The sequence below is a fragment of the Paenibacillus sp. 2TAB19 genome (assembly GCF_052115185.1).
GTDB lineage: Bacteria > Bacillota > Bacilli > Paenibacillales > Paenibacillaceae > Pristimantibacillus.
In genome coordinates, this window is the sequence record NZ_JBFRGE010000080.1 from 1 (window position 1) to 22,030 (window position 22,030).

Here is a 22,030-nt window from a genome sequence, read left to right on the forward strand (position 1 = left end):
ATGTAAAGGAACAGCTGATCGAGCACGGCAAAAAAAGATCTTCATTAACCTACAAAGAGATTATGGAGAAATTATCGCCTTTCGATCAGGATCCAGAACAGATTGATGAATTTTTCGAGCAGCTTGATGATTTGGGTATTGAGGTGCTTAACGAAAATGACGAGGATCATCCGCTTCGCGGTGCTGGGGAAGAACAAGAGCGCGAACAGGACGACTTCAACTTTGACGACGATCTGGCGTTACCGCCAGGCATCAAGATTAACGACCCGGTACGTATGTATCTGAAGGAAATCGGACGTGTTCCGTTGCTCCTGGCAGATGACGAGGTTGAACTCGCCAAACGTATCGAGAACGGAGACGAAGAAGCGAAGCGCAGATTGGCTGAGGCGAACTTGCGTCTCGTCGTTAGTATTGCGAAGCGTTATGTCGGCCGAGGCATGCTGTTCCTTGACTTGATTCAAGAAGGCAATATGGGTCTAATTAAAGCCGTAGAGAAGTTCGACCACGCGAAGGGCTTCAAATTCAGTACGTATGCAACTTGGTGGATTCGTCAAGCTATTACGCGCGCCATTGCGGACCAAGCGCGTACGATTCGTATTCCCGTGCATATGGTTGAGACGATAAATAAACTTATTCGTGTATCTCGTCAATTGCTTCAAGAGCTGGGGCGTGAACCGACGCCAGAGGAAATTGCGGCAGAGATGGAGCTTAGCACGGAGAAAGTACGCGAGATCATGAAGATCGCTCAAGAGCCGGTATCATTGGAAACGCCGATCGGGGAAGAGGACGACTCGCATCTCGGAGATTTCATCGAAGACCAAGAAGCGCTTGCGCCTGCTGATGCAGCCGCGTATGAGCTTCTGAAGGAACAGCTTGAGGATGTGCTTGATACGCTTACCGAGCGTGAAGAAAACGTACTGCGTCTGCGTTTCRGTCTTGATGACGGTCGTACGCGTACRCTTGAGGAAGTAGGCAAGGTGTTTGGCGTAACGCGCGAACGTATTCGTCAGATTGAAGCCAAAGCGCTCCGCAAGCTGCGTCATCCAAGCCGCAGCAAACGCTTGAAGGATTTCCTCGAATAACGTTTGGTTTGTTTGGTACTGCAATGACCTTTCTGCGCCTGCAGCGAGGTCTTTTTTTTCTAGTTCGACCCGATCCGTATACGCATTATCTCTAATAAAGCATAGGCCTGAATCCGATACATACATTGAAACGTCAAAACGGTAAGACGGAAAGGATAAGAACCAATATGAATTCGGATCGCCGACAAATCATTGTAAGAGAAATCGAGCATTGGCGAAGGAGCAAGCTGTTGCCCGATCAATATTGCGATTTTCTACTCAATCTGTATGCGGATCAAGAAACGGTCAGTACATCCTCCCGAGCAGCCGGCGGATCGAGCACCGCACGAAAAGCGGTTGCGGCGGTACAGCGGGCTACAGGCATGCAATGGTTTCTTACATTTGGAACTTTTACCTTAATTTCCTTCGTTGTGTTTTATTTTAGCGTTTTTCATCCGCTATTGCAAATAGGTGTTATCGTACTGGCAGTAGTCGTTTTGTTGTGGCTTGGCGGGCGTCTCGGAAAGCATAATGAGGCTGCCGGCTTAGCGTTAACCGGAATCGCGATGCTGCTTCTATTAGGCGGCGGGCTGTTTATGTACGGATTGCATGATATAACGGAGTGGTGGACCAAAGTGGCTCTGCTTGGTTTCTGTGCGCTATTATGGGTAGCCTATGGCATATTGGCTCGTATACCTGTGCTGCACTTATGCGGCTGGATCACTTCGATACTTGTATACGCATGGCTGCTGTCGCATTACATGGGAGCTTCCAAGTGGTACGAAATTCAGTTATATTGGCTGCCGATTGCGTGCTTGTTCGCATGGGGCAGCTGGTTCATTCATCGTTGGCAGAAGCCGGTATCGGCTGTACTATTCGTCACCTGTGCGTTAGTATGGTTTATGCCTGAGATGTACGCCATGTTGTTTTCAGACGAAATCGCTTGGATTCAACTGCAATTGATCGTCAAAATTGGCGTTGGCGGCGGTTTGCTGTTTTTAATGCGAAAAAAATGGATGGTGTGGGTTGTATAATGTTGAAATTATCAAAAAGACTGCAAACGATTGCCGATTATGTGACGGAAGGCTCGCGAATAGCCGACATTGGCTCTGATCATGCAATGCTGCCCGTCTACTTGCTTCAATCGAAAAAATGTCCTTCGGGTATTGCCGGAGAGCTTAACGAAGGTCCCTACGAGGCTGCTCGCAAGCAGGCAGCCGATGCAGGACTCAGTTCGAGGTTGTCTGTTCGGCAAGGCGACGGTTTATCCGTTCTGAAGCCTGGCGAAGCCGATACGGTGACGATTGCGGGCATGGGCGGCAGTCTAATGAGCGAAATATTGGAAGCAGGCTTACAGGCAGGGAAGCTAAGCGGTGTGCGCGAGCTCGTTCTGCAGCCGAATGTCGGTGAAGACATCGTAAGAAGATGGCTTTATGAACATAGCTGGTACTTGGCTGATGAAAGCATTATAGAAGAAGACGGTAAAATTTATGAAGTCATGCGAGCTGTCCTTGATATTGATGCAGCTGAATTGAATAATAAGCTGTATAACAGCGGTTTCCTTAGCTTCGGGCTGAATGAGGAGAAAGGTATTGCGGTGCTGTTCCAAATGGGACCGCACCTGCTGCGGAAACCTACTCCTGTGCTGCATCAGAAATGGCGTATGGAGTTGGAAAAGCAGGAGCGCATCTGCCAGCAGCTTGCAAAGTCGGAATTAGCAGAATCGGAGCGGAAGCTTCATCAGTTCCGTGCGGAAATGAATGTTACGCAGGAGGTATTGCAATGTTTGCCAACGGACATACCGTCATCCAATTGATGGAGAAACTAGCTCCCAAGCATTACGCGGTAGAAAATGACAAGATCGGACTGCAGCTCGGGACGCTTAATAAAGCTATTGATAAAGTGTTAATCGCGCTTGATGTAACCGACGAGGTAGTGGATGAAGCGATTGCGGCAGGTGCTGGACTTATCATCGCCCATCATGCGATTATTTATCGTCCACTGGCGAAGCTAGATACTTCAACGCCGGCAGGCAAGCTCTACGAGAAGCTGATCAAGAACGATATTGCGGTGTATATTTCGCATACGAATCTCGATGTTGCCGATGGCGGCATCAACGATTGGTTGGCTGATCAGATCGGTATCTCAGCTTCCGGACGTCAGTGCCTGGAAGAGGTTCATACGGATAAGCTCTATAAGCTTGTCGTGTTCGTGCCGGAGAGCCATCATGAGCAGTTGCTTGCGGCGCTATGGCGCGCAGGAGCGGGCGAAATAGGCAACTACAGCCAATGCAGCTTCAATATCAAAGGCACGGGTACATTCCTGCCAGGACCGGGTACTCATCCATTCCTTGGCGAGCAAGGCAAGCTGGAGCATGCTAACGAGGTGCGAATAGAAGTCATCGTTCCGCACAGCGTTCACCGCAAGGCGGTACAAGCGATGTTGAAGGCACATCCATATGAGGAGGTAGCCTACGACTTGTACGCTGTCGATCTGAAGGGTCGTGCCTTCGGACTTGGCAGGGTGGGTAAGCTGGAGCAGGAAGTCAGTCTAAGCGAGCTTGCCGAAAGTTTGAAGCAGGCATTCGACGTGCCTGCGCTTCGAGTCGTCGGCCAATTGGACCGCAGCATTCGCAAAGCGGCCGTGCTCGGGGGATCGGGAGCAAGGTATGTCCGTCACGCTATATTTGCAGGTGCTGATGTGATCGTAACGGGGGATATTGATTATCATACCGCGCATGATGCACTGGCAGCCGGAATCGCCATAATTGACCCCGGCCATAACATCGAGAAGGTAATGAAGCAGCAGGTTGCCGATTGGCTGAATGGTCAGCTGCAGGCGACCAAAAGCGAAACGAAAGTAATTGCATCTACGTTGAATACTGAACCATTCACGTTCATATAGGGCCTTCCCTGCAATGCGGCTTATTGTTCCAATATCAATTGGAATGAGTTAGAGGGTTGAGCTTTGACCGAATACCTAGTATACTAGATCGTGCTACGGAAAGTTTGACAGACAATCGCTGGCGGCCTTGTTGCCGCGAGAGGAAAGTCCGGGCTCCGCAGGGCAGGATGCTGGATAACGTCCAGTCAGCGCGAGCTGAAGGATAGTGCCACAGAAATGGACCGCCGATGGCTGGCTTAGGCCGGCACAGGCAAGGGTGGAACCGTGGTGTAAGAGACCACGAGGAGTGCAGGTGACTGCAGTCCTGGTAAACCCCATCTGGAGCAAGACCGAGAGGACGCAGCAGCCGCAAGGCTGCAGCCTTAGCCTGAGGCGCGTCCGGGTTGGTTGCTGGAGCCGTATAGCAATGTGCGGCCTAGATAGATGATTGTCGCTTCCCCGTGGGAGGGTCGTTCCCGTTCGCACCACTAGAAGTACAGAACCCGGCTTACGGCAAACTTTCCGCACGACCAATAATTAATGACAAACGAAGAAGGTTGAGCGAGGATGCACAGCATCCTCTGCTCAACCTTCTATTTGTTTTATCTATATCTGCGAACAATGTTGTCCAAGCGGCGTTTCACTTGATCTGGGAACGTCTGGAGCGCATTGCCGTAACTGGAGGCTGCCTGCAGCGCTTTGTTCACATCGATCTCACCGTAGCCGAAGTAATCATCCTTGCCCTTCGTGCCGAGATCAATGGACGAACTGCGCATAAGCTCCATAACTTCTTTGTTGGTAAGCTCCGGATTAACCGACCGAATCAAGCCTGCAAGCGCAGCGACATGCGGCGATGCCATTGACGTGCCCGATAATGCAGCGTATTGACTTCCCGGATACGTACTGGCGATGCTGTCTCCCGGTGCTGCCACGTCAATGTAATCACCATAATTGGAGAAGGAAGCTTTCTCTTTATTGCTGTCAGTGGCAGCGACCGCGAACACCTCTGGATATGCCGCCGGGTATCCTGGGCGGTCGGTATTGTCATTGCCGCTGGCGGCAATCATGACGACATCATGCTCGTAAGCGTATTTGATCGCATCATGAAGGAAATCGGCTTCGGCATAGTTGCCGAGACTCATATTAATAACTTTTGCGCCGTGATCGACTGCCCATATAATGCCTTGGGCTACCGTATAGGTTGAGCCTGCGCCGCTGCTGTCCAGCACCTTAACAGGCATGATTTTATTGTACCAAGATACGCCTGCGACGCCTTCGCCGTTATTAACTGAAGCTCCGATGATTCCAGCGACATGCGTGCCATGACCCACATCGTCATCGGGATCTTTATCTTCATCGACAAGATTGATGCCGTCTAGAAGCTTACCTTGCAAGTCGGGATGGTTGCTCTGCACGCCTGTATCGAGCACCGCGACAATAACTTGTTCATCACCCTTGGAAACTTTCCAGCCCTTCTCCGCTTCAATGGATGGCAAGTTCCATTGATATTCGGAATAAAGCGCATCATTCGGAACGATATCGTTATCTGTCACTTTCTCGTTCGTCATGTACAAATAATGAGGCTCCGCGTACTCTGGATTCCATTTTTGACGGAAATACTGCAGCATTTTCTCGGTTTCAAGCTTCTTCGATCGGAACACGTACGTATCCCCGATTTGCTGTACGGATACGGCGTCAATATCGCGCTTGATCTGCTCCAGCTCGCGATTATCAGGTCTGCTGGCAAAGTGAATGACCGCATCGCGAATATGATAATGGCTGGCATTGCCATTGTCCTCGCCGGTGCGAACAGTCGTATCGATCGTGGAATTTGGTTTCACCGATTCGATCTTGTAATTGCCCTCTGCAGGGTATGGAATGAGACGCAAGTTCCGTTTTTGATGTGCCTCGACGGATTTGATAATATTTTGATTAATGACGCCGACAACGCCAATGCCGGGATGCTTCGAATCCGGAACGCCTAGCACCATATACCGGTTGCCATCCTTGTCATTGAACGTTGGCGATTCGAACTTTGCGCCTTTCATCACTTGCAGCTTCGCTGTCTTCACATATTGCTGCGCAACGTGGGAATCGGCCGAATCCGGTATTTCGCCGCGTTCAACCGAGCGTGTGCCGTTGATCCAGCTAATGAAACGCATATGATGATGTTCATGCATAAGGTGCTCAACAGAGTTTTCGGAATCTTTGCGTGACGAGCTGCCAGCGTTCATCAACTTGTGGAAATCACGCGAACATTCCGTTGTACATAACAAGGCGGTAGCATTCATATCGTTTTGCAGCGTATTGAGCTTAAGCGTTTGCTCGCGCTTGACGGCGAAGCTTTCTGACTTTCGCGGGGTTTCCTTAACGTTTCCCGGCGTGAAGAACCGGGACGACGGAATAAGCAGGGCGACAAGAGCAACAATGGTAAACGCGCCAATCCAATATTTTCTCATATTCGAAACCTCCAAATAAATCGTTCAGTTGAAGAGATGCCTAAAAGTTAGAGTTCGGCTAATGGGGGCAAAATATGCGAAGCAAAAAGAGTCAATCGCCAGTACCACTTCCATGCAATTTGTGGTACGATGTTGATGCCTACAGTTTTTTTCTGAGTGAAATGAAAGGGGATCTACCTATAATGCCATCTGCTAACGTAAATTCGATCAGCGAATCCACTCGCAACAAATTGAAGGACGCGGTTAATCAACTTGAACCGTTTCTGAACAATTATGCGCTGTCGCAGTTGTCCGAGAAGKACAGCAGCGAGGAAGCACAACTGTTCTACAAAGGACTTTTATCCGATTTGAGACATTTGTTGGTGTTCTCTGAAGTCTCGGTTGAAAAGCTGGGAGTTCTTCTTAGACGCCCCAATTTCGATACCGATTTTGCAGAACGCGCGCTTTATGAAGTGTACCACCAATGCGTAAGCGCCTTTTTCTATCCGAAGAACGAATGTTATTCCGAGGACGGACGTTACGCTTATACGGGACAAGACGCGATTCGCTTCCGTTACAAGCCTATTCGTGAAGCTCGCGACATCGTGCTTAGCGTATCGAAGATTTTTGAGGAGCTGCGCGACGAATTGGCGTATTACGAGAACGACTACATGACGCAGCGCCGTATGCAAGGACAAAAATAAGGCAAGAATGAATCACCTTCGGTCAGGGAAACTTGATAACGGAGGTGATTTTTTTATGCCGAATGGCGTATCCTGCACGGTGTCCAATTGTTCCTTCTGGAAAGAAGGCAATGGATGCAATGCAAAAGAGATCACGATTGAAATTGATCAGCATTCGAGTCATTCTTATCATGAAGAATTTGCTGGAGACGAGCTTGGACTGTTCCATGAGGATCAGGCGGAGCAATCGTCGGCTACATGCTGCCTCACCTTTAACCCAAAGGAGTGATTGGCGATGGAGAAATTCGAGCATGAACATGATGATGAACTTCGAAAAACCGGCCAAACGCCGGCGGTCATCGATCCGTTAACGAACGCTTCGCTAAACAATGTAAATGAAGAAATGGCAGCCGATTTTGCAGTTGGCGCTCCAGGCGCTTATGTAGAGCGGGATCGGAAGGAAAATGGGTATGCCGCGTATGAGGATGAAGGCAATGATGTGCGCAGCGGGGGATATGCATTAGGCTGGGTGGCGCTCGTATTTGCAATTGCGTCATGGTTTGTATGGCCTGTGCTGCTTGGCGCAACATCAGCCGTTCTTGGCTTCATTGCATACAGGCAAAGCGCGAGAGGGCTAGGCGGTTGGTCTATGGCGATCGGATTATTGGCAGTTGTTATGTATTTAGTCATCGTTCCCTTTTATTACGCGATAACCTAAAGCGGATAATAAGCAAACAGCTCCCTGCCATTATGGCGGGGAGCTGTTGTGCGTTATGTCTATTCGAGCGTCTGTGTGCGATGGCGCTGTACTTCTTCATTGAGAGCAAGCATTTGACGATCAAGCGAATCGATCATCGCTGCCGAGCCCTTTAATTGCTGCTGAATGTGCTCGGGTATCCGCTCATCGAATTTGTAATAAATTTTATGTTCGAGGCTTGCCCAAAAATCCATCGCTATCGTCCTAATTTGAATTTCAACACCTACATACTCCGTACGATTCGTTAAAAATACGGGAATTTCGATGATAAGATGGACGCTTTGGTAGCCGTTAGGCTTTGGATTTTTTACATAATCCTTAATCTCGATGATTTTGACGTCACTCTGCATGCTTATCATGTCGACAATGTGGTAAATGTCCGTTGAGAAGGAGCAGATGACTCTGACGCCTGCAATGTCTCTTATATGCTCTTTGGCTGCCTCGAGCGATATATCGAGCCCTTTGCGCCGCAGCTTCGTCATTAAGCTCTCTGGCGTCTTAATGCGCGTCTTCATATGCTCAATTGGATTATAGTCGTGAATGAATTGGAATTCCTCGTTCAAAATATTAAGCTTTGTTTCCACTTCATCTAAAGCAAATTTATACGTTAGAAAAAAATGCGACCATTCTTTGATTTGATCGGGTTTCATAGGATAATCACTCCTGAGTTTGTAAAAATATATGAAATTCACAAAAGTCAACGGTACCCGTACAGCAAGAATCGTTGTATGATAATAATGGTTGATATGAAGTGTGAAGTCAAATTATCGTCAAATAAATCATTCGTACAACATGTATAAGCATACATTGACCGGGAGGACTTTCCAGTGGTTATAGACATAAAAGGCGTATCTTGGGATCGCGGTGACAAAACGATTTTGCAGCAAATCGATTGGAAGGTGCAGGAGGGCGAGCATTGGTGCTTGCTCGGCTTGAACRGATCAGGCAAGACGACACTGCTCAATATGATTAATGGGTATATATGGCCGACTGTCGGTCAAATGGAAGTGCTCGGCAAAAAATTCGGTGAATTCGATCTCCGCGAGCTGCGCAAAAGCATCGGCTGGGTCAGCACATCGCTGCAGCAGAAGCTGTACGGCAGCGAGACGGCATTCAACATCGTGCTAAGCGGCAAGTTTGCAACGATCGGCTTGTATGATCGTACGGACGATAACGATTCGGATAAAGCCGAAGCGCTCATGCAATCGCTGGGCTGCGCGGCGCTGATGCAGCGTACCTATGATACGCTGTCGCAAGGCGAGCGGCAGCGCGTACTGATTGCGAGAGCGCTGATGGCATCGCCGAAGCTGCTAATATTGGACGAGCCGTGTACAGGGCTGGACGTATTCGCGCGCGAGCAACTGCTGTACATGATTTCGTCAGTTGCGGAGCAAGAACATGCGCCTACCATTATTTATGTAACGCACCACGTAGAAGAAATATTGCCTTGCTTCACGAAGACGCTGCTCATTAAGGATGGGACCGTATTCGCCGCCAGCTCCACGGATGAAGTGCTTAAGACGGAGACGATGAGCGAGTTTTTTGGCGTTCCCGTTAGGATTGAACAGCATGACGGCCGCAATTGGCTCACCGTTAAGGAGAACTTATGGAATTAGCGATACAAGAGCAACGTAAGCTGATCAAGTTCGCAGCATGGCTGAAATTAAGATATGAATTGCGTGCTGACCGCGACAGCTTCGTATGGCGAATCGCTACAGGCAGTCTTATCGTCTTCGGATCGCTTTCGATGTATACGGCCGTAATGGGGATGCCTACCGGTCTAGGAGCGGTTACAGACACCATTCTCTTCCTGCTCGCGAATGTGCTGGCAATCGGGGTATCCGCATTCATCGTATCGATCCTGTTGTCGTTTGCTTACGTTCCCGTTCCTAGACGTTTTGCGGCAGTGCTGCTCTACGTGGGTATAGAAACGTATATGATTTTATATTTTGCTGAGCTTGGCATTCTAATGTCTGTTATATTAGCTGCATTGTATGCGGTTATAGGAGCTTTGCTTGGTGTAATGCTCGGAGTGCTTCTCAAGTGGCGGACCAAGCCACGCTACAAATGGATGACCGCCGTAAGCTTGTCGGTCATTATCGCTCTGATCATTACTTTGGCGGGCTGGCCGAATCCAGCGTCGATGCCGCAAAGAGAAGAAACGGCGATAGAAGCTGTGTCGCCAGTCCATGCGGATAATCCAGCTCTTCCAGGAACTTATGAGTTCACTTCGTTCAGTTACGGAAGCGGGGCTGATAAGCATCGGGATCTATTCGGTGAAGATGTGGATTGGATGACGAATTCCGTGGACGCCTCGGAGTATATTACGAAATGGTCAAATCTGAAGACGCGCTTCTGGGGCTTTGATGAACATAAGCTCCCGATTAACGGCAGAGTATGGATGCCGGAGGGAGAGGGGCCGTTTCCGCTTGTCCTAATCGTACACGGGAATCATCTGATGGAGCAGTTCTCGGATGGTGGTTATGCTTATTTGGGAGAATTGCTAGCAAGCAGAGGTATGATCGCCATTTCCGTAGACGAGAATTTCTTGAATTATTCGGTCTGGTCGGGTATCCCGAACAACGATATGAAGGTGCGTGCGTGGATGCTCCTTAAGCATCTTCAGCAGATTAAAACTTTTAATGAAAGCATGGACAATCCATTCACGAACAAAGTCGATATGGACAAGATTTCGCTCATCGGTCACTCCAGAGGGGGACAAGCGGTAGCGATGGCTGCCGACGAAGATCGATGGTTCATAGAGGATAAATCATTGACGAATTTGGAAGACATTCAGATTCGTTCGGTAGTGGCCATCGCGCCGACCGACAAACAGGTAGATGACAAGTCCGCTCGGTTGAGGGATGTCAACTATTTAACGCTGCAAGGCGCGCGTGACGGAGATGTGAATTCATTCTACGGTGATCGGCAGTACAGCAGAACGTCTTTCTCGAGCGATTCAGATGGATTTAAGGCTTCACTCTATATAGCCGATGCGAATCACAGCCAATTCAACACCGCTTGGGGAATCATGGATGAGCGACTGCCTGGCGGCATGTTCTTGAACCGACAAGGCATGCTGGAGGGGGATGAGCAGAGAGATATTGCGAAGCTGTACATTTCCGCATTTCTCGAGGCTACTCTGCATGGCGAGGATCAATATACCGAAATGTTCCATGACTACCGCACGGTTCTGGACTGGCTGCCTGACAGCACGTACGTGAATCGTTATGAATCGTCTAATTTCACGGAGATAACAAGGTATGAGGGCAGCTCTGTCAAAACAACGATAAGCGGCGGGGGCAAAGCTTCGGCTGAAGGGATGACGGAGTGGGAAGTGACGAATGCCAAGGATCGTGATGGAAAAAATAAAGGAACAAAAGCAGTATCGCTCGAATGGGAGGAGCCAGGCGCTATATACGAGCTTGAGCTGCCGAAGCGCGTAACGGAACAAATGGCTTCCGAGACGACATCATCGAGCCTAATATTCTCATTGGCAAATCTTGAGCGGGATTTATTAGCCGACGAGGCTGTAGAAGAAGAGAAGGCAGAAGCCGACGCTGAGGCAAATGACGAAATAGATACAGAAATAGAAGCTGAAGCTGAGGTTGAAGGATTATCCGAGCTGCCTCCGCTTCCGGAACTGGAGATCGTTCTAACGTCGAGTGACGGCCAGACGCTTGAATTGCCATTATCCGAGGTTATGCCTGTCAGTCCGCCGACGTATACAGCTTTTATGACGCTTCCATGGCTGGAGGAGCGAATGAAAGACGAGAAGTACAAACAATCGAACGAGCCGGTGTTCCAAACTTTTATTGTTCCTCTGGACGCGTTCGAGACGCAGAATGAATCAATAGAGCAGTTTGAAATAACGAAAATATCTTTTGCATTCGTAGACGGACCTGGCAAAGTGATGCTCGACGATATCGGAATCATGCCGATACAATCTTAACGAACAACAAAGAAGCGATCCCGTATCTAACGGGATCGCTTCTTTGTTGTTCGTTTTATTAATGACTTTCTTCCTTAAACGTAAAACTTCTAGCCGCATAGAGGAAAGGGGTCGAGACAAGCGAGACGATAAATTTGATAATGTATGTCGAAAGGAAGATCGACAGCCAGACGTCGCTTTCGTATTCACCGGCGAACGCGATCGTGCAGAAGATCAGCGTATCTACAAGCTGGCTGACGAGCGTACTGCCGTTATTGCGGATCCAAAGCTTATTCGGTGCTGGAAACATCCGCTTAAGTACCGAGTAAATTTTGACATCTAGAAACTGGCTGACGAAATAGGCGCATAAGCTACCAAGCGCGATTCGCGGCAGTAGGCCGAATAACGTCTCAAGGGACCCTTGCACCTCAAGCGGGAACGGCTCCTGAACGGGTTCGAACAATAGCGCCATTTGCATAATGACCGTAGTTGCAACTAGCGTGAAGAAGCCGAACCATACCGCTTTCTTGGCTGCCTTCTCCCCGTACTTCTCGTTAAGCAAATCGGATGCGAGATAGATGGTGCCGTACATCGTGTTGCCGAGCGTAATAATGATGCCAAGCGGCAATTCGACGGTCTTTACGACTTGAATATTAGCAAGCACGGTTGCCATGCCGATCCAAGCGTAAATACCGATTCTGCCGAACATTCGATACGAAATAAGAAATAATGTGAAATGGATAATCATAAAAAGAGCGCCAAACCATAAGTTAAACATATTTTCCTCCTAGTTTTGATAACGCGGGAGTTTGCGAACCGCGCGCCGACATACAGAAATGACCGGCATTAATCAGCCTTAGCTATTATAAACGGTTGTCCCTGTACAGGCAATGTATAGTGCTGGATAAGCCGAGCTATTTGCCGACTTTCGTCCATATATCGTGAATATCTACACGCAGCTCGGAAGCAATCAGCTCGGCTGTCAGCCGTTGCGGCTTCACAATCTTGCCATTTCGGAGCTTCGAGATCGTCTGGATCGATATGCCCGTTGCTTCGGATAGCATCCCGGCGGTTATATCCCGCTTGGCCATCCATATCTTAAGCTTCATCGCGGAATCTATTGTATCGTCGACAGGCTTCAAATCCCATATGACGAATGCGTATTCTTTGGTGTCGCCAAAACCGTCAATGATCGGTGTGAACGTAATTGACAATTCCAGCTCAATGCCGCTTAATCTGCTCGTTAGCAGCGTCAGACTTTTTTCTTTTTTCATCGTTCCGGCCTCTGCGAGCGCCTCCATTACTCTGGCATGTTCGTTATCCGCAATAAAGCTCAGGAGCGTTTCGTCCTCCATTTTTCGGTMAGGCTCGAACAATAACGGAGCGACGCTGTCGCGCAGAAAGCGAATATGGGAATGTGCGTCAATGATCCCGCTAATGATGACTTTATTCTGTTCACATTTTTGCTCGATCCACTTATAGGCCGTTAGATCTTCGAATGTGACAAAACTGATCAGCTCGGTTTCGCCTGGTTGCTTCGGTATCGGCTGTTGGTCGATGCGTACTGGAATTTGCTTATTGTTTTTTGTGAAAATTCCGAACTCGCTCTTAAGCGTCTGCCTCGTCGTATCGATGTTATACTTTAGCAGATGTCCAGCGCTTTCCTTCGATTTAAGCTCCTCCAACGTGTAACCGAGCAATCGCGAAAAGCTTTCGTTAGCATCGATAATTCTTACCTTTCCGTGTTCCATTCCTAGAATAATGATGGGCTTGTCAAAGATTTGGAATAAGCGATAGTAGGGTGACATGAAGTTTTCTCCTCTTTTTTGCACAAGCATAAGCATTTGTAATATTCAACTAAAAGTATAGAATAACTGCCGAACGCACACAAGAGACTTCCAAATTGTTTCAAGATCAACTATTTCTATTAGAAATTGGTTTAATTAATTAAACTCCAAAACTTCTGCGCCATGTATAACGTGCAAATAGAGCCTAGAACCGCGTTTAAAGGCGTAATCTACCGATTTACAGCCTTTATTCTATACGGAATTCTCGATAATATGAATGAATGAGTGATTTTACACATTTTTTACCGTGAAATCAATCTGTATATAGGCTTTATGCTCAAAACGAGCTCATATTTCACCTACGGCGTAAGCCGTTTGCGCGCTTGACTCGTACAAAGGGGAGACTACCGATGGATAATTGCAACATGGAAGATTGTACAAAGTCGATAAAGGCAAGAGGTTTGTGCGCAATGCACCATCAGAGACTCATGAGACATGGAGATCCGTCTATCGTCAGGCCGCGTCGAGTTAAGGCAACCGCAGATTGCAAGTGGGTGAATTGCACGAAGGAAGCGGTAACCAAGGGTTATTGCTCCAAACATTATTATATCCAGCGCGTAATGTCTTCCAATTGAATAAAATAATGCTTTGTGTAACATGCACGTAAATAAATCTGACATTTTGTCGCAAACTATGAAAACATGCTGTGATTTTTCATAAAACGATGTATAATATGGGTATCTAAACCTATTTGACTCGCAAATGACATCCAGAAGGGTGGAGGAGCGGATGGTTCAAACGGTTCCAAACGGTTTATCCCATGAGCAATTGTATTTGTTTAATGAAGGCAATTCGTTTCACAGCTACCGTTTCATGGGCGCGCATCCCATCCGCCAGGATGGAATCCAGGGGGTCCGCTTTGTCGTGTGGGCACCTAATGCCCTGGAGGTTCGCGTAGTTGGAACCTTCAACGACTGGGATGGAAGCCGTCACCTCATGGAACGAATCGGAACAACAGGCATATTCGTCTTGTTTGTTGCGTATATCGGTGAAGGTGAGATTTACAAATATGAGCTGGTTACGCAATCCGGCGCATGTATTAGGAAAGCCGATCCGTATGCCTTTTATTCAGAGAGACGCCCGAACACAGCATCCATCGTCACGAGTTTGGAAGGTTATGCCTGGCAAGATGAGTCATGGCAAGCAGCCAAACCGAAMAAATCCCCTTATACGAATGCGCTGCTCATCTACGAGGCGCATGCCGGCTCCTGGAAAGTCAAAGGAAAAGAACACTTCTATACATACGAGGAATTAGCCGGGTCGTTAGTTCCGTATGCCGCTGATATGGGATATACTCATATTGAACTCATGCCCTTGTCGGAGCACCCGCTCGATCAATCATGGGGCTACCAAATTACCGGATTCTACAGTGCGACGAGTCGCTAYGGTACACCCAGAGGACTTATGTATTTCGTTGACACCTGCCATGCTCATGGCTTAGGCGTTATATTAGATTGGGTGCCTGGCCACTTCTGCAAGGACGACCACGGCTTGCGTCAATTCGACGGCTCGCCCCTCTTCGAAGGCCCGGATCCGAACCGCGCAGAGAAGCCTCTCTGGGGCACGTTGGCTTTTGATTTTAGCCGCAATGAGGTTGTAAGCTTCTTGATTTCTAACGCTGTCTTCTGGATGGAAATGTTCCATATCGACGGATTGCGCGTAGATGCCGTTGCAAGCATGATCAATCTACATATGGACAAACCGCCCGAGATGCATACCTACAACTGGCTTGGCGGTGCCGACAACTTAGATGCCCTTCGCTTCTTGAAGAAGCTTAATGAAACGGTGTTTCATTATTACCCCGACACGCTTATGCTAGCAGAAGATTCTTCCGCATGGCCTGCCGTCACCTCGCCTACCTACAAAGGCGGCCTCGGATTCAATTTTAAATGGAATATGGGCTGGATGAATGACATGCTGCGCTATATGGCGCTTGATCCGGCTGATCGCTCGCACCACCACCATCTTATTACTTTCTCACTCCTTTATGCATTCTCAGAAAATTTCGTTCTTCCGCTATCACACGATGAAGTTGTACACGGCAAACGCTCCTTATTGAACAAAATGCCTGGCTCCTATGAGCAAAAATTCGCCCAACTACGTTTATTCTACGGTTTCTGGATGACGCATCCAGGCAAGAAGCTGCTCTTCATGGGCAGTGAATGGGGACAATTCGACGAGTGGAAAGACAGCGATATGCTGGACTGGATGGTGCTGGAATACGATTCCCACCAAAGCATGCACCGCTATGTCAAGTCTCTCAACCATGTTTACGTCAATGAGCCTTCTTTGTGGGAGAGGGATCGCGAGCCGGATTGTTTCGAGTGGATTGACGCGAATAATGCCAATCAATCTGTTATTTCCTACATCCGCCGCGGTAAATCCAGCTTCACCATCATAATCGCTAATTTCTCAGCTAATGAATATAACCCCTATCGCATCGGTGTTCCAGAGCGAGGAAATTACCGCTCTTTAATGCATAGCAATAATACGCACGAAGAAGGAACAGCTTCACAGAGTTCGCCTAGCTACAGCAGTCAGCCTATCGCTTGGCACGGGCATAATCAAAGCATTTCGCTTCAATTACCCCCATTCACCTTTATGCTGCTCACCTTAGATCCGGGGGACACACATTGAGAAGGAGTTGGTGTCCATGGGCCGAAAAGAAATGATCGCAATGCTACTCGCGGGAGGCGAAGGCAAAAGGCTTGGCGTATTGACAAAGGATTTGGCTAAGCCAGCCGTTTACTTCGGCGGGAAATACCGCATTATCGATTTCACCTTGAGCAATTGCGCTCATTCGGGTATTGATACGGTCGGCGTATTGACTCAATATCAGCCTCTTGAACTGAACCGATATCTAGGCATAGGCAGTCCATGGGGGCTGGACCGTCGTGACGGCGGTATGGCAATTCTGCCTCCCTATGTGAAGCAGAAGGGCGGCGTTTGGTATACGGGAACGGCCAACGCAATCTATCAGAACATGTCCTTCATTGAACGTTATAATCCCGAGTACGTGCTCATTATATCGGGGGACCATATTTATAAAATGGACTATGAGCTTATGCTAGACCATCATAAGCGCTGCGGCGCAGATGTGACGATCGCCGGCATAGAAGTCGATTGGAGCGAAGCCAGCCGTTTCGGACTTATGCATGTGGACGATGAAGACCGTATTACCGCATTTGAAGAGAAGCCAAAAACACCAACGAGCAATATTGCATCGATGGGTGTCTATATATTCACCTGGTCGGAGCTGCAGAAATATTTGATATATGATGAAGCTAATCGATCTTCGAGCCATGACTTCGGCAAAGACCTTATCCCGTCGATGATGAAGGATGGGAAGAAGCTGTTCACCTATCCGTTCAAGGGCTACTGGAAGGACGTCGGCACGATCGACAGCTTATGGGAGGCGAATATGGATCTGCTCGCCGATGATCCGCCGCTCACATTAAATGATTCCTCATGGCGAATCTATTCCGTCAGTCCACATCAGCCAGGCCATCATGTAGGCGTATCTGCCGAAATCTCGGCATCGCTTATTACGGAAGGCTGCATGCTGGAAGGAAAAGTTCATCGATCGGTGTTGTTCTATGGGGTTAATGCCGCCAAAAACAGTTCGATTACCGAATCGGTCATTATGCCTAATGTCCGAATTGGTGAAGGCGCCAAGATTCACCGAGCGATCATCGGCGAGGGGGCGGTCATCCAAGCCGGCGTAACGATCGGCTCGCCGGATGATGATGCGATTACGGTTGTTGCCGTAGACCAATATGTGACGAACGAGCATCTGCTGCAGGAGGTGGAGCATTCATGAAGCATAAAGTGATGGGTGTCATTAACTTAATCCATGAGACGGATGAGCTCGACCGTCTGACGCAAGGCCGCTGCCTCGCGACTGTTCCTTTCGGAGGTCGTTACCGCATGATCGACTTTGCATTATCCAGTATGGTTAATTCGGGCATATCGAAGGTAGCCATATTCGCTCATACGAAGTACCGCTCGCTTATGGATCACGTTGGCTCAGGAAAGCCCTGGGATTTGAATCATCGCCAAAGCGGCTTGTTTGTACTGCCGCCTGCAACGGATGATATTCAAGAGATTAGCCGCGGCGATCTCTATCATTTTTATCAGCATCGCGATTATTTCAATCGTTCGTCGTTAGATTATGTCGTTATTACACGCAGCCACATGGTGTGCAATATAGACTTCGAGCCTGTTATCCAAGCGCATCTCGATCGAGCTGCCGATATAACTGTCGTCTGCAAGCAGCAATCCGAACCGATATTAGGTAAAGCGCGCAAGGTGAAGATGGACGAAGATGGCAGAATTACTGCAATCCAAGATCACTTTGGACGTATGGTAAGCGATATTCATTCGATGGAAATGTATATTATGCGCAAGGATCTGCTCATGGAGCTTGTGGAGACGTCGTTGGCGCAGGGGCAAGATCATCTCGTGCGTCATGCGATTTTTTCGAGGCTGGATAAGCTCAATGTGCAGGCGTATATGTATGAAGGTTATTTAGGCGTCGTTAACACGTTATCGAGCTATTATCACAATAATATGAATCTGCTGAAGCCGGAAGTATGGAAGGAGCTCTTCTTCCAACCGGGATCGATCTATACGAAGGTGAAGGATGAGCCTCCTGCCCGATATTTGGAAAGTTCTAAAGTGAGCAATTCGCTAGTTGCGAACGGCTGCCGGATCGAAGGAACGGTTACGGGCAGCATTCTGTTCCGCGGTGTCCATATTCGCAAAGGCGCAGTCGTTAAGAATAGCATTATTATGCAGAACGGGATCATTGGCGAGAATAGCTTTATCTCGCACAGCATCCTGGATAAGGATGTAGAGGTAGAGTCTGCACGCGATATACGCGGGGTAGAAAGTTCTCCGTTTCTTGCCGGCAAGAGGAAAATTATATAAGGCTGCCGCATAAGCGGAAGATAGCCGCATAGGAGGAGAGAGGCCCGTGAATATATTGTTCGCAACCTCTGAGGCAGTGCCGCTGGCTAAGACTGGCGGCTTAGCTGATGTTGCGGGAGCGCTGCCTAAGGCGTTAAATGCCAGAGGCGCAGATGTGCGCGTCGTGCTGCCAAAGTATGAGCAGATTCCGCTGTCGATGCTTGAGCAATTTCAGTTCGTTGATCATTTTACGGTATCCTTCGGCTGGCGCAATCAGCATTGCGGGCTGTTCCGAGGTGTTTTGGATGGCGTAACCTATTACTTGATTGATAATGAGTTCTACTTTAAGCGAAGAGGACTATACGGTTATGGGGACGACGCGGAGCGATTCGTATTCTTCTGCTTCGCAATTATGGAAGCCGTTCGCTACATGGATTTCCGGGCGGATATCGTTCATTGCCATGATTGGCAGACGGGACTCATTCCTTTCTTGCTACGAACGCGCTATGCTTTCGATCCTGCTTGGGCGTATACGAAGTCGGTGTTCACGATTCATAACTTAAAGTATCAAGGATTGTTCGGTATTGATTTGCTCAAAGATTTGCTGGGTGCGGGCGATGATGTTTTCGGTGCGGACGGTCTTGAATTCCATGGAGCGGCAAGCTGTATGAAAGGCGGACTTGTCTATGCGGATAAGCTGACAACGGTAAGCGGTACGTACGCGGAGGAAATTCAAACGGAATATTTCGGCGAAAGGCTTGACGCTCTGCTGCGCTATCGCTCTGGCGATCTCGTCGGTATCGTCAACGGCATTGACGAAGAGGCATTCGATCCGATGAACGATGCGGCGCTGCATACGCCTTATCGCAGCTCGCTCAGCCGTAAGCACAAGAACAAGCTGGAGCTGCAGCGGAGGCTGGGCCTTCCGCAGTCCGAGAGCGTACCGGTCATAGGCGTCGTATCGAGGCTAGTGGAGCAGAAGGGCTTCGAGCTCATTATGGCAACGCTGGACGAGCTGCTGCAGGACGATATCCAATTCGTCGTGCTTGGAGCCGGCGATGAACGTTATGAGCGATTTTTTAATGATATCGTGGCACGGTATCCGAACAAGGCTGCCGTGTGGATTGGTTATGACGACGGCCTGGCTCGACTTATTTATGCGGGTGCCGACCTGTTCGCGATGCCTTCGCAATTCGAGCCTTGCGGCTTAAGCCAGCTCATAGCGCTTCGTTATCGGACCGTTCCGATCGTTCGCGAGACAGGCGGTCTGAAGGACACCGTTCACGCCTACAACGAATATTCAGGCGAAGGCAATGGCTTCAGCTTTTCGAATTACAATGCGCATGACTATTTGCATACCGTTCGCAGAGCGCTTGCGATGTATCGCGACGAGGAGCAGTGGAAGCGGATAGTAGCGAATGGCGCTAAAGAAGATTATAGCTGGAATCGCTCCGCAAAAGCTTATTTATCGTTGTATACCGACCTTATTCCGCATCGAAAGGAGCAAGAACAATGGCCCGTCATCTTGTAATCGGCAACGGAAAGATGCTGCTGAACCTCGACCAGCATTGCTACATTAGAGATATTTATTATCCGTTCGTAGGACAACTCAACCATGTAGGTGGTCAATATTGTCGTTTCGGTATCTGGGTGGAGGGCAAGTTCAGCTGGCTCGACGAGCCGGAATGGAAGTTCGAGCTCGATTATATCGAGGATTCGCTCGTAACGAACATTATAGCGAGGCATGAAGGTCTCGGCATCGAACTGCAAATGAACGACGGCATCCACCAGCGGGAATGCATCTATATCAAGCGCGTCGTTATTCGCAACAAAACGAGCGAGACAAGAGAAGTACGATTGTTCTTCCATCAGGATCTAATGATCGACGGTTCAGAGGTCGGCGATACAGCGGTCTACTATCCGGAAAATCATACGTTGTATCATTACAAGCGGTCTAATTATTTCATGTTCAACGGCTTCTCCGACGAAGGCGGCATGACCCAATATTCAACGGGCATTAAGCGATTCCAATCGGCCGAAGGCACTTGGAGGGACGCGGAGGACGGCGTTCTCATGGGCAACTCGATTGCCCAAGGATCGGTCGACAGTACGATCAGCTTCCGAACCGTTGTATCCGGAGGCAGCGACAAGACGGTCTATTACTGGATGTCCATTGGCAAAAACCTCGAGGAGGTCAAGGAGCTTAACCAATACGTTCACGAGAACCATCCCGAGAAGCTGTTAAGCCGGATGGTCATTTACTGGAAGCATTGGCTGCGCCGTGCGGAGACCGATCTTGGCGATTTGCCGCATGATGTCGTGAAGATGTTCAAGCACAGCCTGCTGCTCGTAAGAACGCAGGTTGATGAGCGGGGCGCCATTCTGGCGGCGAACGACACCGATATCCTGCAATACAATCGCGACCACTATAGCTATATGTGGCCTCGGGACGGCGCTCTCATTGCCGATGCGATGTCGATGGCCGGGTATCAGAGCGTCATCGCGCCATTCTTCCACTTCTGCGCGCAGGCGTTGTCGCCTGAGGGCTACTTATACCATAAATACAATCCGGACGGTACAGTAGGCTCAAGCTGGCATCCTTATATCGTCCAAGGAAGCAGGCGGCTGCCGATACAGGAGGATGAGACAGCGCTAGTTCTGTTCGCCTTGTGGCAGGATTACACGAGGAATCAGGTTATTGAATTGCCGCAATCGCTTTATAGCAATCTGATTCGCAAAGCGGCCTCCTTCTTGAGCCAATATATGGAGCATTCGTTGTCGCTTCCGAAGCCGAGCTATGATTTGTGGGAAGAACGTTACGGCATATGGACGTATACGGCGGCTTCCGTATACGGCGGCTTGATGGCAGCTGCGTTCTTCACGGAGCTGTTCGGTGATTACGAGCGCAGTGATCATTATAAGAATACGGCACAATCGATCAAGCACGGAATGATTACACATTTGTGGGATGAGGAGAGCGGGCGATTCGCTCGCGGTCTCATTCAGAAGGACAACCGCTGGGTGAAAGATATGACGCTGGAGAGCAGCTTGTTCGGCATTCTTGAATTCGGCGTACTGCCCGTCGAGGACGAGCGTGTCGTGAAGACGATGCTGTCCATTAAGGAAGGGCTGCAGGTCAAGACGGAGATCGGCGGTATCGCCCGTTATACGAATGATTATTACTTCCAGCAATCCGGCGAAATCGACAAAGTGCCGGGAAACCCTTGGATCATCTGTACGCTTTGGGTTGCCAACTTCGAGATCGATTCAGCGAAGTCGATCGAGGAGCTCGAAGGCGCCAAAAATACGCTTCAATGGGTATCCGATCATGCTCTGCAGAGCGGTCTGTTGCCGGAGCAGTTGAATCCGTACGATGGAACACCGTTGTCCGTTGCACCGCTTACGTGGTCGCATGCGACCTTCGTGCAAAGCGTCAGCAAATATGCGGCGAAGTATAAGTCGCTGCGCGATAAAGATAACTAGTTCATTCATGTGAACGCAAAACAAGCTGCCCGCGCATAT

Annotated in this window: 18 protein-coding genes and 1 other RNA gene; 15 read left to right on the plus strand and 4 right to left on the minus strand. The window is 49.0% G+C overall.

From position 1 onward, the window contains the following. From rpoD to rnpB, 5 genes are all read left to right on the plus strand, one after another. The coding region (rpoD, locus tag AB4Z33_RS25360) for an RNA polymerase sigma factor RpoD (RefSeq protein ID WP_442052564.1) at positions 1-1,082 on the plus strand (1,082 nt) is incomplete at its 5' end. A gap of 167 nt (positions 1,083-1,249) precedes the next feature. Beyond that, entirely contained in the window at positions 1,250-2,095 is an 846-nt protein-coding gene (locus tag AB4Z33_RS25365; RefSeq protein ID WP_442052565.1) for a hypothetical protein, read from the plus strand. Continuing rightward, the gene (locus tag AB4Z33_RS25370) at positions 2,095-2,877 is read left to right on the plus strand and encodes a tRNA (adenine(22)-N(1))-methyltransferase (RefSeq protein ID WP_442052566.1); all 783 of its coding nucleotides are present in this window, start codon (positions 2,095-2,097) and stop codon (positions 2,875-2,877) included. The genes AB4Z33_RS25365 and AB4Z33_RS25370 overlap by 1 nt, the downstream gene beginning before the upstream one ends. Beyond that, positions 2,844-3,965, plus strand: coding sequence for a Nif3-like dinuclear metal center hexameric protein (locus AB4Z33_RS25375; protein WP_442052567.1), 1,122 nt, complete (start codon positions 2,844-2,846; stop codon positions 3,963-3,965). Before AB4Z33_RS25370 ends, AB4Z33_RS25375 begins: the two co-directional genes overlap by 34 nt. 99 nt (positions 3,966-4,064) lie before the next feature. Continuing rightward, an RNA gene (gene rnpB, locus AB4Z33_RS25380) (RNase P RNA component class A) lies at positions 4,065-4,470 on the plus strand. A 76-nt stretch (positions 4,471-4,546) separates the two neighbouring features. Here rnpB and AB4Z33_RS25385 read toward each other — a convergent pair. Continuing rightward, a complete protein-coding gene (locus AB4Z33_RS25385; protein WP_442052568.1) occupies positions 4,547-6,403 on the minus strand; it encodes a S8 family peptidase in 1,857 nt (618 codons plus the stop codon). Positions 6,404-6,585: 182 nt separating this feature from the next. On the opposite strand from AB4Z33_RS25385, the gene AB4Z33_RS25390 reads away from it, so the two are divergent. Genes AB4Z33_RS25390 through AB4Z33_RS25400 form a run of 3 tightly spaced genes read left to right on the plus strand, consistent with a single transcriptional unit; the run spans position 6,586 to position 7,783 of the window. Beyond that, complete coding sequence (locus tag AB4Z33_RS25390; protein WP_442052569.1) at positions 6,586-7,086, plus strand: YpuI family protein; 501 nt, start codon at positions 6,586-6,588, stop codon at positions 7,084-7,086. A gap of 55 nt (positions 7,087-7,141) precedes the next feature. After that, a complete protein-coding gene (locus AB4Z33_RS25395) occupies positions 7,142-7,354 on the plus strand; it encodes a DUF1540 domain-containing protein (protein ID WP_337101631.1) in 213 nt (70 codons plus the stop codon). A gap of 6 nt (positions 7,355-7,360) precedes the next feature. After that, complete coding sequence (locus AB4Z33_RS25400; protein WP_337101632.1) at positions 7,361-7,783, plus strand: DUF4190 domain-containing protein; 423 nt, start codon at positions 7,361-7,363, stop codon at positions 7,781-7,783. 59 nt (positions 7,784-7,842) lie between these two features. Here the strand turns inward: AB4Z33_RS25400 and AB4Z33_RS25405 are convergent, their stop codons facing one another. Next, complete coding sequence (locus tag AB4Z33_RS25405; RefSeq protein WP_442052570.1) at positions 7,843-8,472, minus strand: GTP pyrophosphokinase; 630 nt, start codon at positions 8,470-8,472, stop codon at positions 7,843-7,845. A 177-nt stretch (positions 8,473-8,649) separates the two neighbouring features. Between AB4Z33_RS25405 and AB4Z33_RS25410 the strand changes: the two genes are divergently transcribed. Beyond that, complete coding sequence (locus AB4Z33_RS25410; protein ID WP_442052571.1) at positions 8,650-9,438, plus strand: ABC transporter ATP-binding protein; 789 nt, start codon at positions 8,650-8,652, stop codon at positions 9,436-9,438. Next, entirely contained in the window at positions 9,429-11,774 is a 2,346-nt protein-coding gene (locus AB4Z33_RS25415; protein ID WP_442052572.1) for an alpha/beta hydrolase, read from the plus strand. The genes AB4Z33_RS25410 and AB4Z33_RS25415 overlap by 10 nt, the downstream gene beginning before the upstream one ends. A 58-nt stretch (positions 11,775-11,832) precedes the next feature. Here AB4Z33_RS25415 and AB4Z33_RS25420 read toward each other — a convergent pair whose 3' ends face one another. Beyond that, positions 11,833-12,531: a queuosine precursor transporter gene (locus tag AB4Z33_RS25420; protein WP_442052573.1), complete on the minus strand. Its 699-nt coding sequence runs from the start codon at positions 12,529-12,531 to the stop codon at positions 11,833-11,835. Positions 12,532-12,667: 136 nt separating this feature from the next. Beyond that, positions 12,668-13,561, minus strand: a complete 894-nt coding sequence (locus AB4Z33_RS25425; protein ID WP_442052574.1) for a PAS domain-containing protein — start codon at positions 13,559-13,561, stop codon at positions 12,668-12,670. A 768-nt stretch (positions 13,562-14,329) separates the two neighbouring features. Here AB4Z33_RS25425 and glgB point away from each other — a divergent pair. Genes glgB through AB4Z33_RS25450 form a run of 5 tightly spaced genes read left to right on the plus strand, consistent with a single transcriptional unit; the run spans position 14,330 to position 21,991 of the window. Continuing rightward, a complete protein-coding gene (gene glgB / locus AB4Z33_RS25430) occupies positions 14,330-16,237 on the plus strand; it encodes a 1,4-alpha-glucan branching protein GlgB (protein ID WP_442052575.1) in 1,908 nt (635 codons plus the stop codon). 16 nt (positions 16,238-16,253) lie between these two features. After that, a complete protein-coding gene (locus AB4Z33_RS25435; protein WP_442052576.1) occupies positions 16,254-17,420 on the plus strand; it encodes a glucose-1-phosphate adenylyltransferase in 1,167 nt (388 codons plus the stop codon). Further along, complete coding sequence (gene glgD / locus AB4Z33_RS25440) at positions 17,417-18,529, plus strand: glucose-1-phosphate adenylyltransferase subunit GlgD (protein WP_442052577.1); 1,113 nt, start codon at positions 17,417-17,419, stop codon at positions 18,527-18,529. The genes AB4Z33_RS25435 and glgD overlap by 4 nt, the downstream gene beginning before the upstream one ends. A gap of 46 nt (positions 18,530-18,575) precedes the next feature. Next, complete coding sequence (gene glgA, locus AB4Z33_RS25445) at positions 18,576-20,039, plus strand: glycogen synthase GlgA (protein ID WP_442052578.1); 1,464 nt, start codon at positions 18,576-18,578, stop codon at positions 20,037-20,039. Then, positions 20,021-21,991 (plus strand): glycoside hydrolase family 15 protein, encoded by a 1,971-nt coding sequence (locus tag AB4Z33_RS25450; protein WP_442052579.1) that lies wholly within the window; start codon positions 20,021-20,023, stop codon positions 21,989-21,991. Before glgA ends, AB4Z33_RS25450 begins: the two co-directional genes overlap by 19 nt. Positions 21,992-22,030 lie beyond the last annotated feature (39 nt).

Bases quoted from the DNA above. Each gene is read 5' to 3' on its own strand.
- AB4Z33_RS25365 (WP_442052565.1), top strand. From the start codon at position 1,250: ATGAATTCGGATCGCCGACAAATCATTGTAAGAGAAATCGAGCATTGG.
- AB4Z33_RS25370 (WP_442052566.1), top strand. From the start codon at position 2,095: ATGTTGAAATTATCAAAAAGACTGCAAACGATTGCCGATTATGTGACG.
- AB4Z33_RS25375 (WP_442052567.1), top strand. From the start codon at position 2,844: ATGTTTGCCAACGGACATACCGTCATCCAATTGATGGAGAAACTAGCT.
- AB4Z33_RS25385 (WP_442052568.1), bottom strand. From the start codon at position 6,403: ATGAGAAAATATTGGATTGGCGCGTTTACCATTGTTGCTCTTGTCGCC.
- AB4Z33_RS25395 (WP_337101631.1), top strand. From the start codon at position 7,142: ATGCCGAATGGCGTATCCTGCACGGTGTCCAATTGTTCCTTCTGGAAA.
- AB4Z33_RS25400 (WP_337101632.1), top strand. From the start codon at position 7,361: ATGGAGAAATTCGAGCATGAACATGATGATGAACTTCGAAAAACCGGC.
- AB4Z33_RS25405 (WP_442052570.1), bottom strand. From the start codon at position 8,472: ATGAAACCCGATCAAATCAAAGAATGGTCGCATTTTTTTCTAACGTAT.
- AB4Z33_RS25415 (WP_442052572.1), top strand. From the start codon at position 9,429: ATGGAATTAGCGATACAAGAGCAACGTAAGCTGATCAAGTTCGCAGCA.
- AB4Z33_RS25420 (WP_442052573.1), bottom strand. From the start codon at position 12,531: ATGTTTAACTTATGGTTTGGCGCTCTTTTTATGATTATCCATTTCACA.
- AB4Z33_RS25435 (WP_442052576.1), top strand. From the start codon at position 16,254: ATGGGCCGAAAAGAAATGATCGCAATGCTACTCGCGGGAGGCGAAGGC.
- glgD (WP_442052577.1), top strand. From the start codon at position 17,417: ATGAAGCATAAAGTGATGGGTGTCATTAACTTAATCCATGAGACGGAT.
- AB4Z33_RS25450 (WP_442052579.1), top strand. From the start codon at position 20,021: ATGGCCCGTCATCTTGTAATCGGCAACGGAAAGATGCTGCTGAACCTC.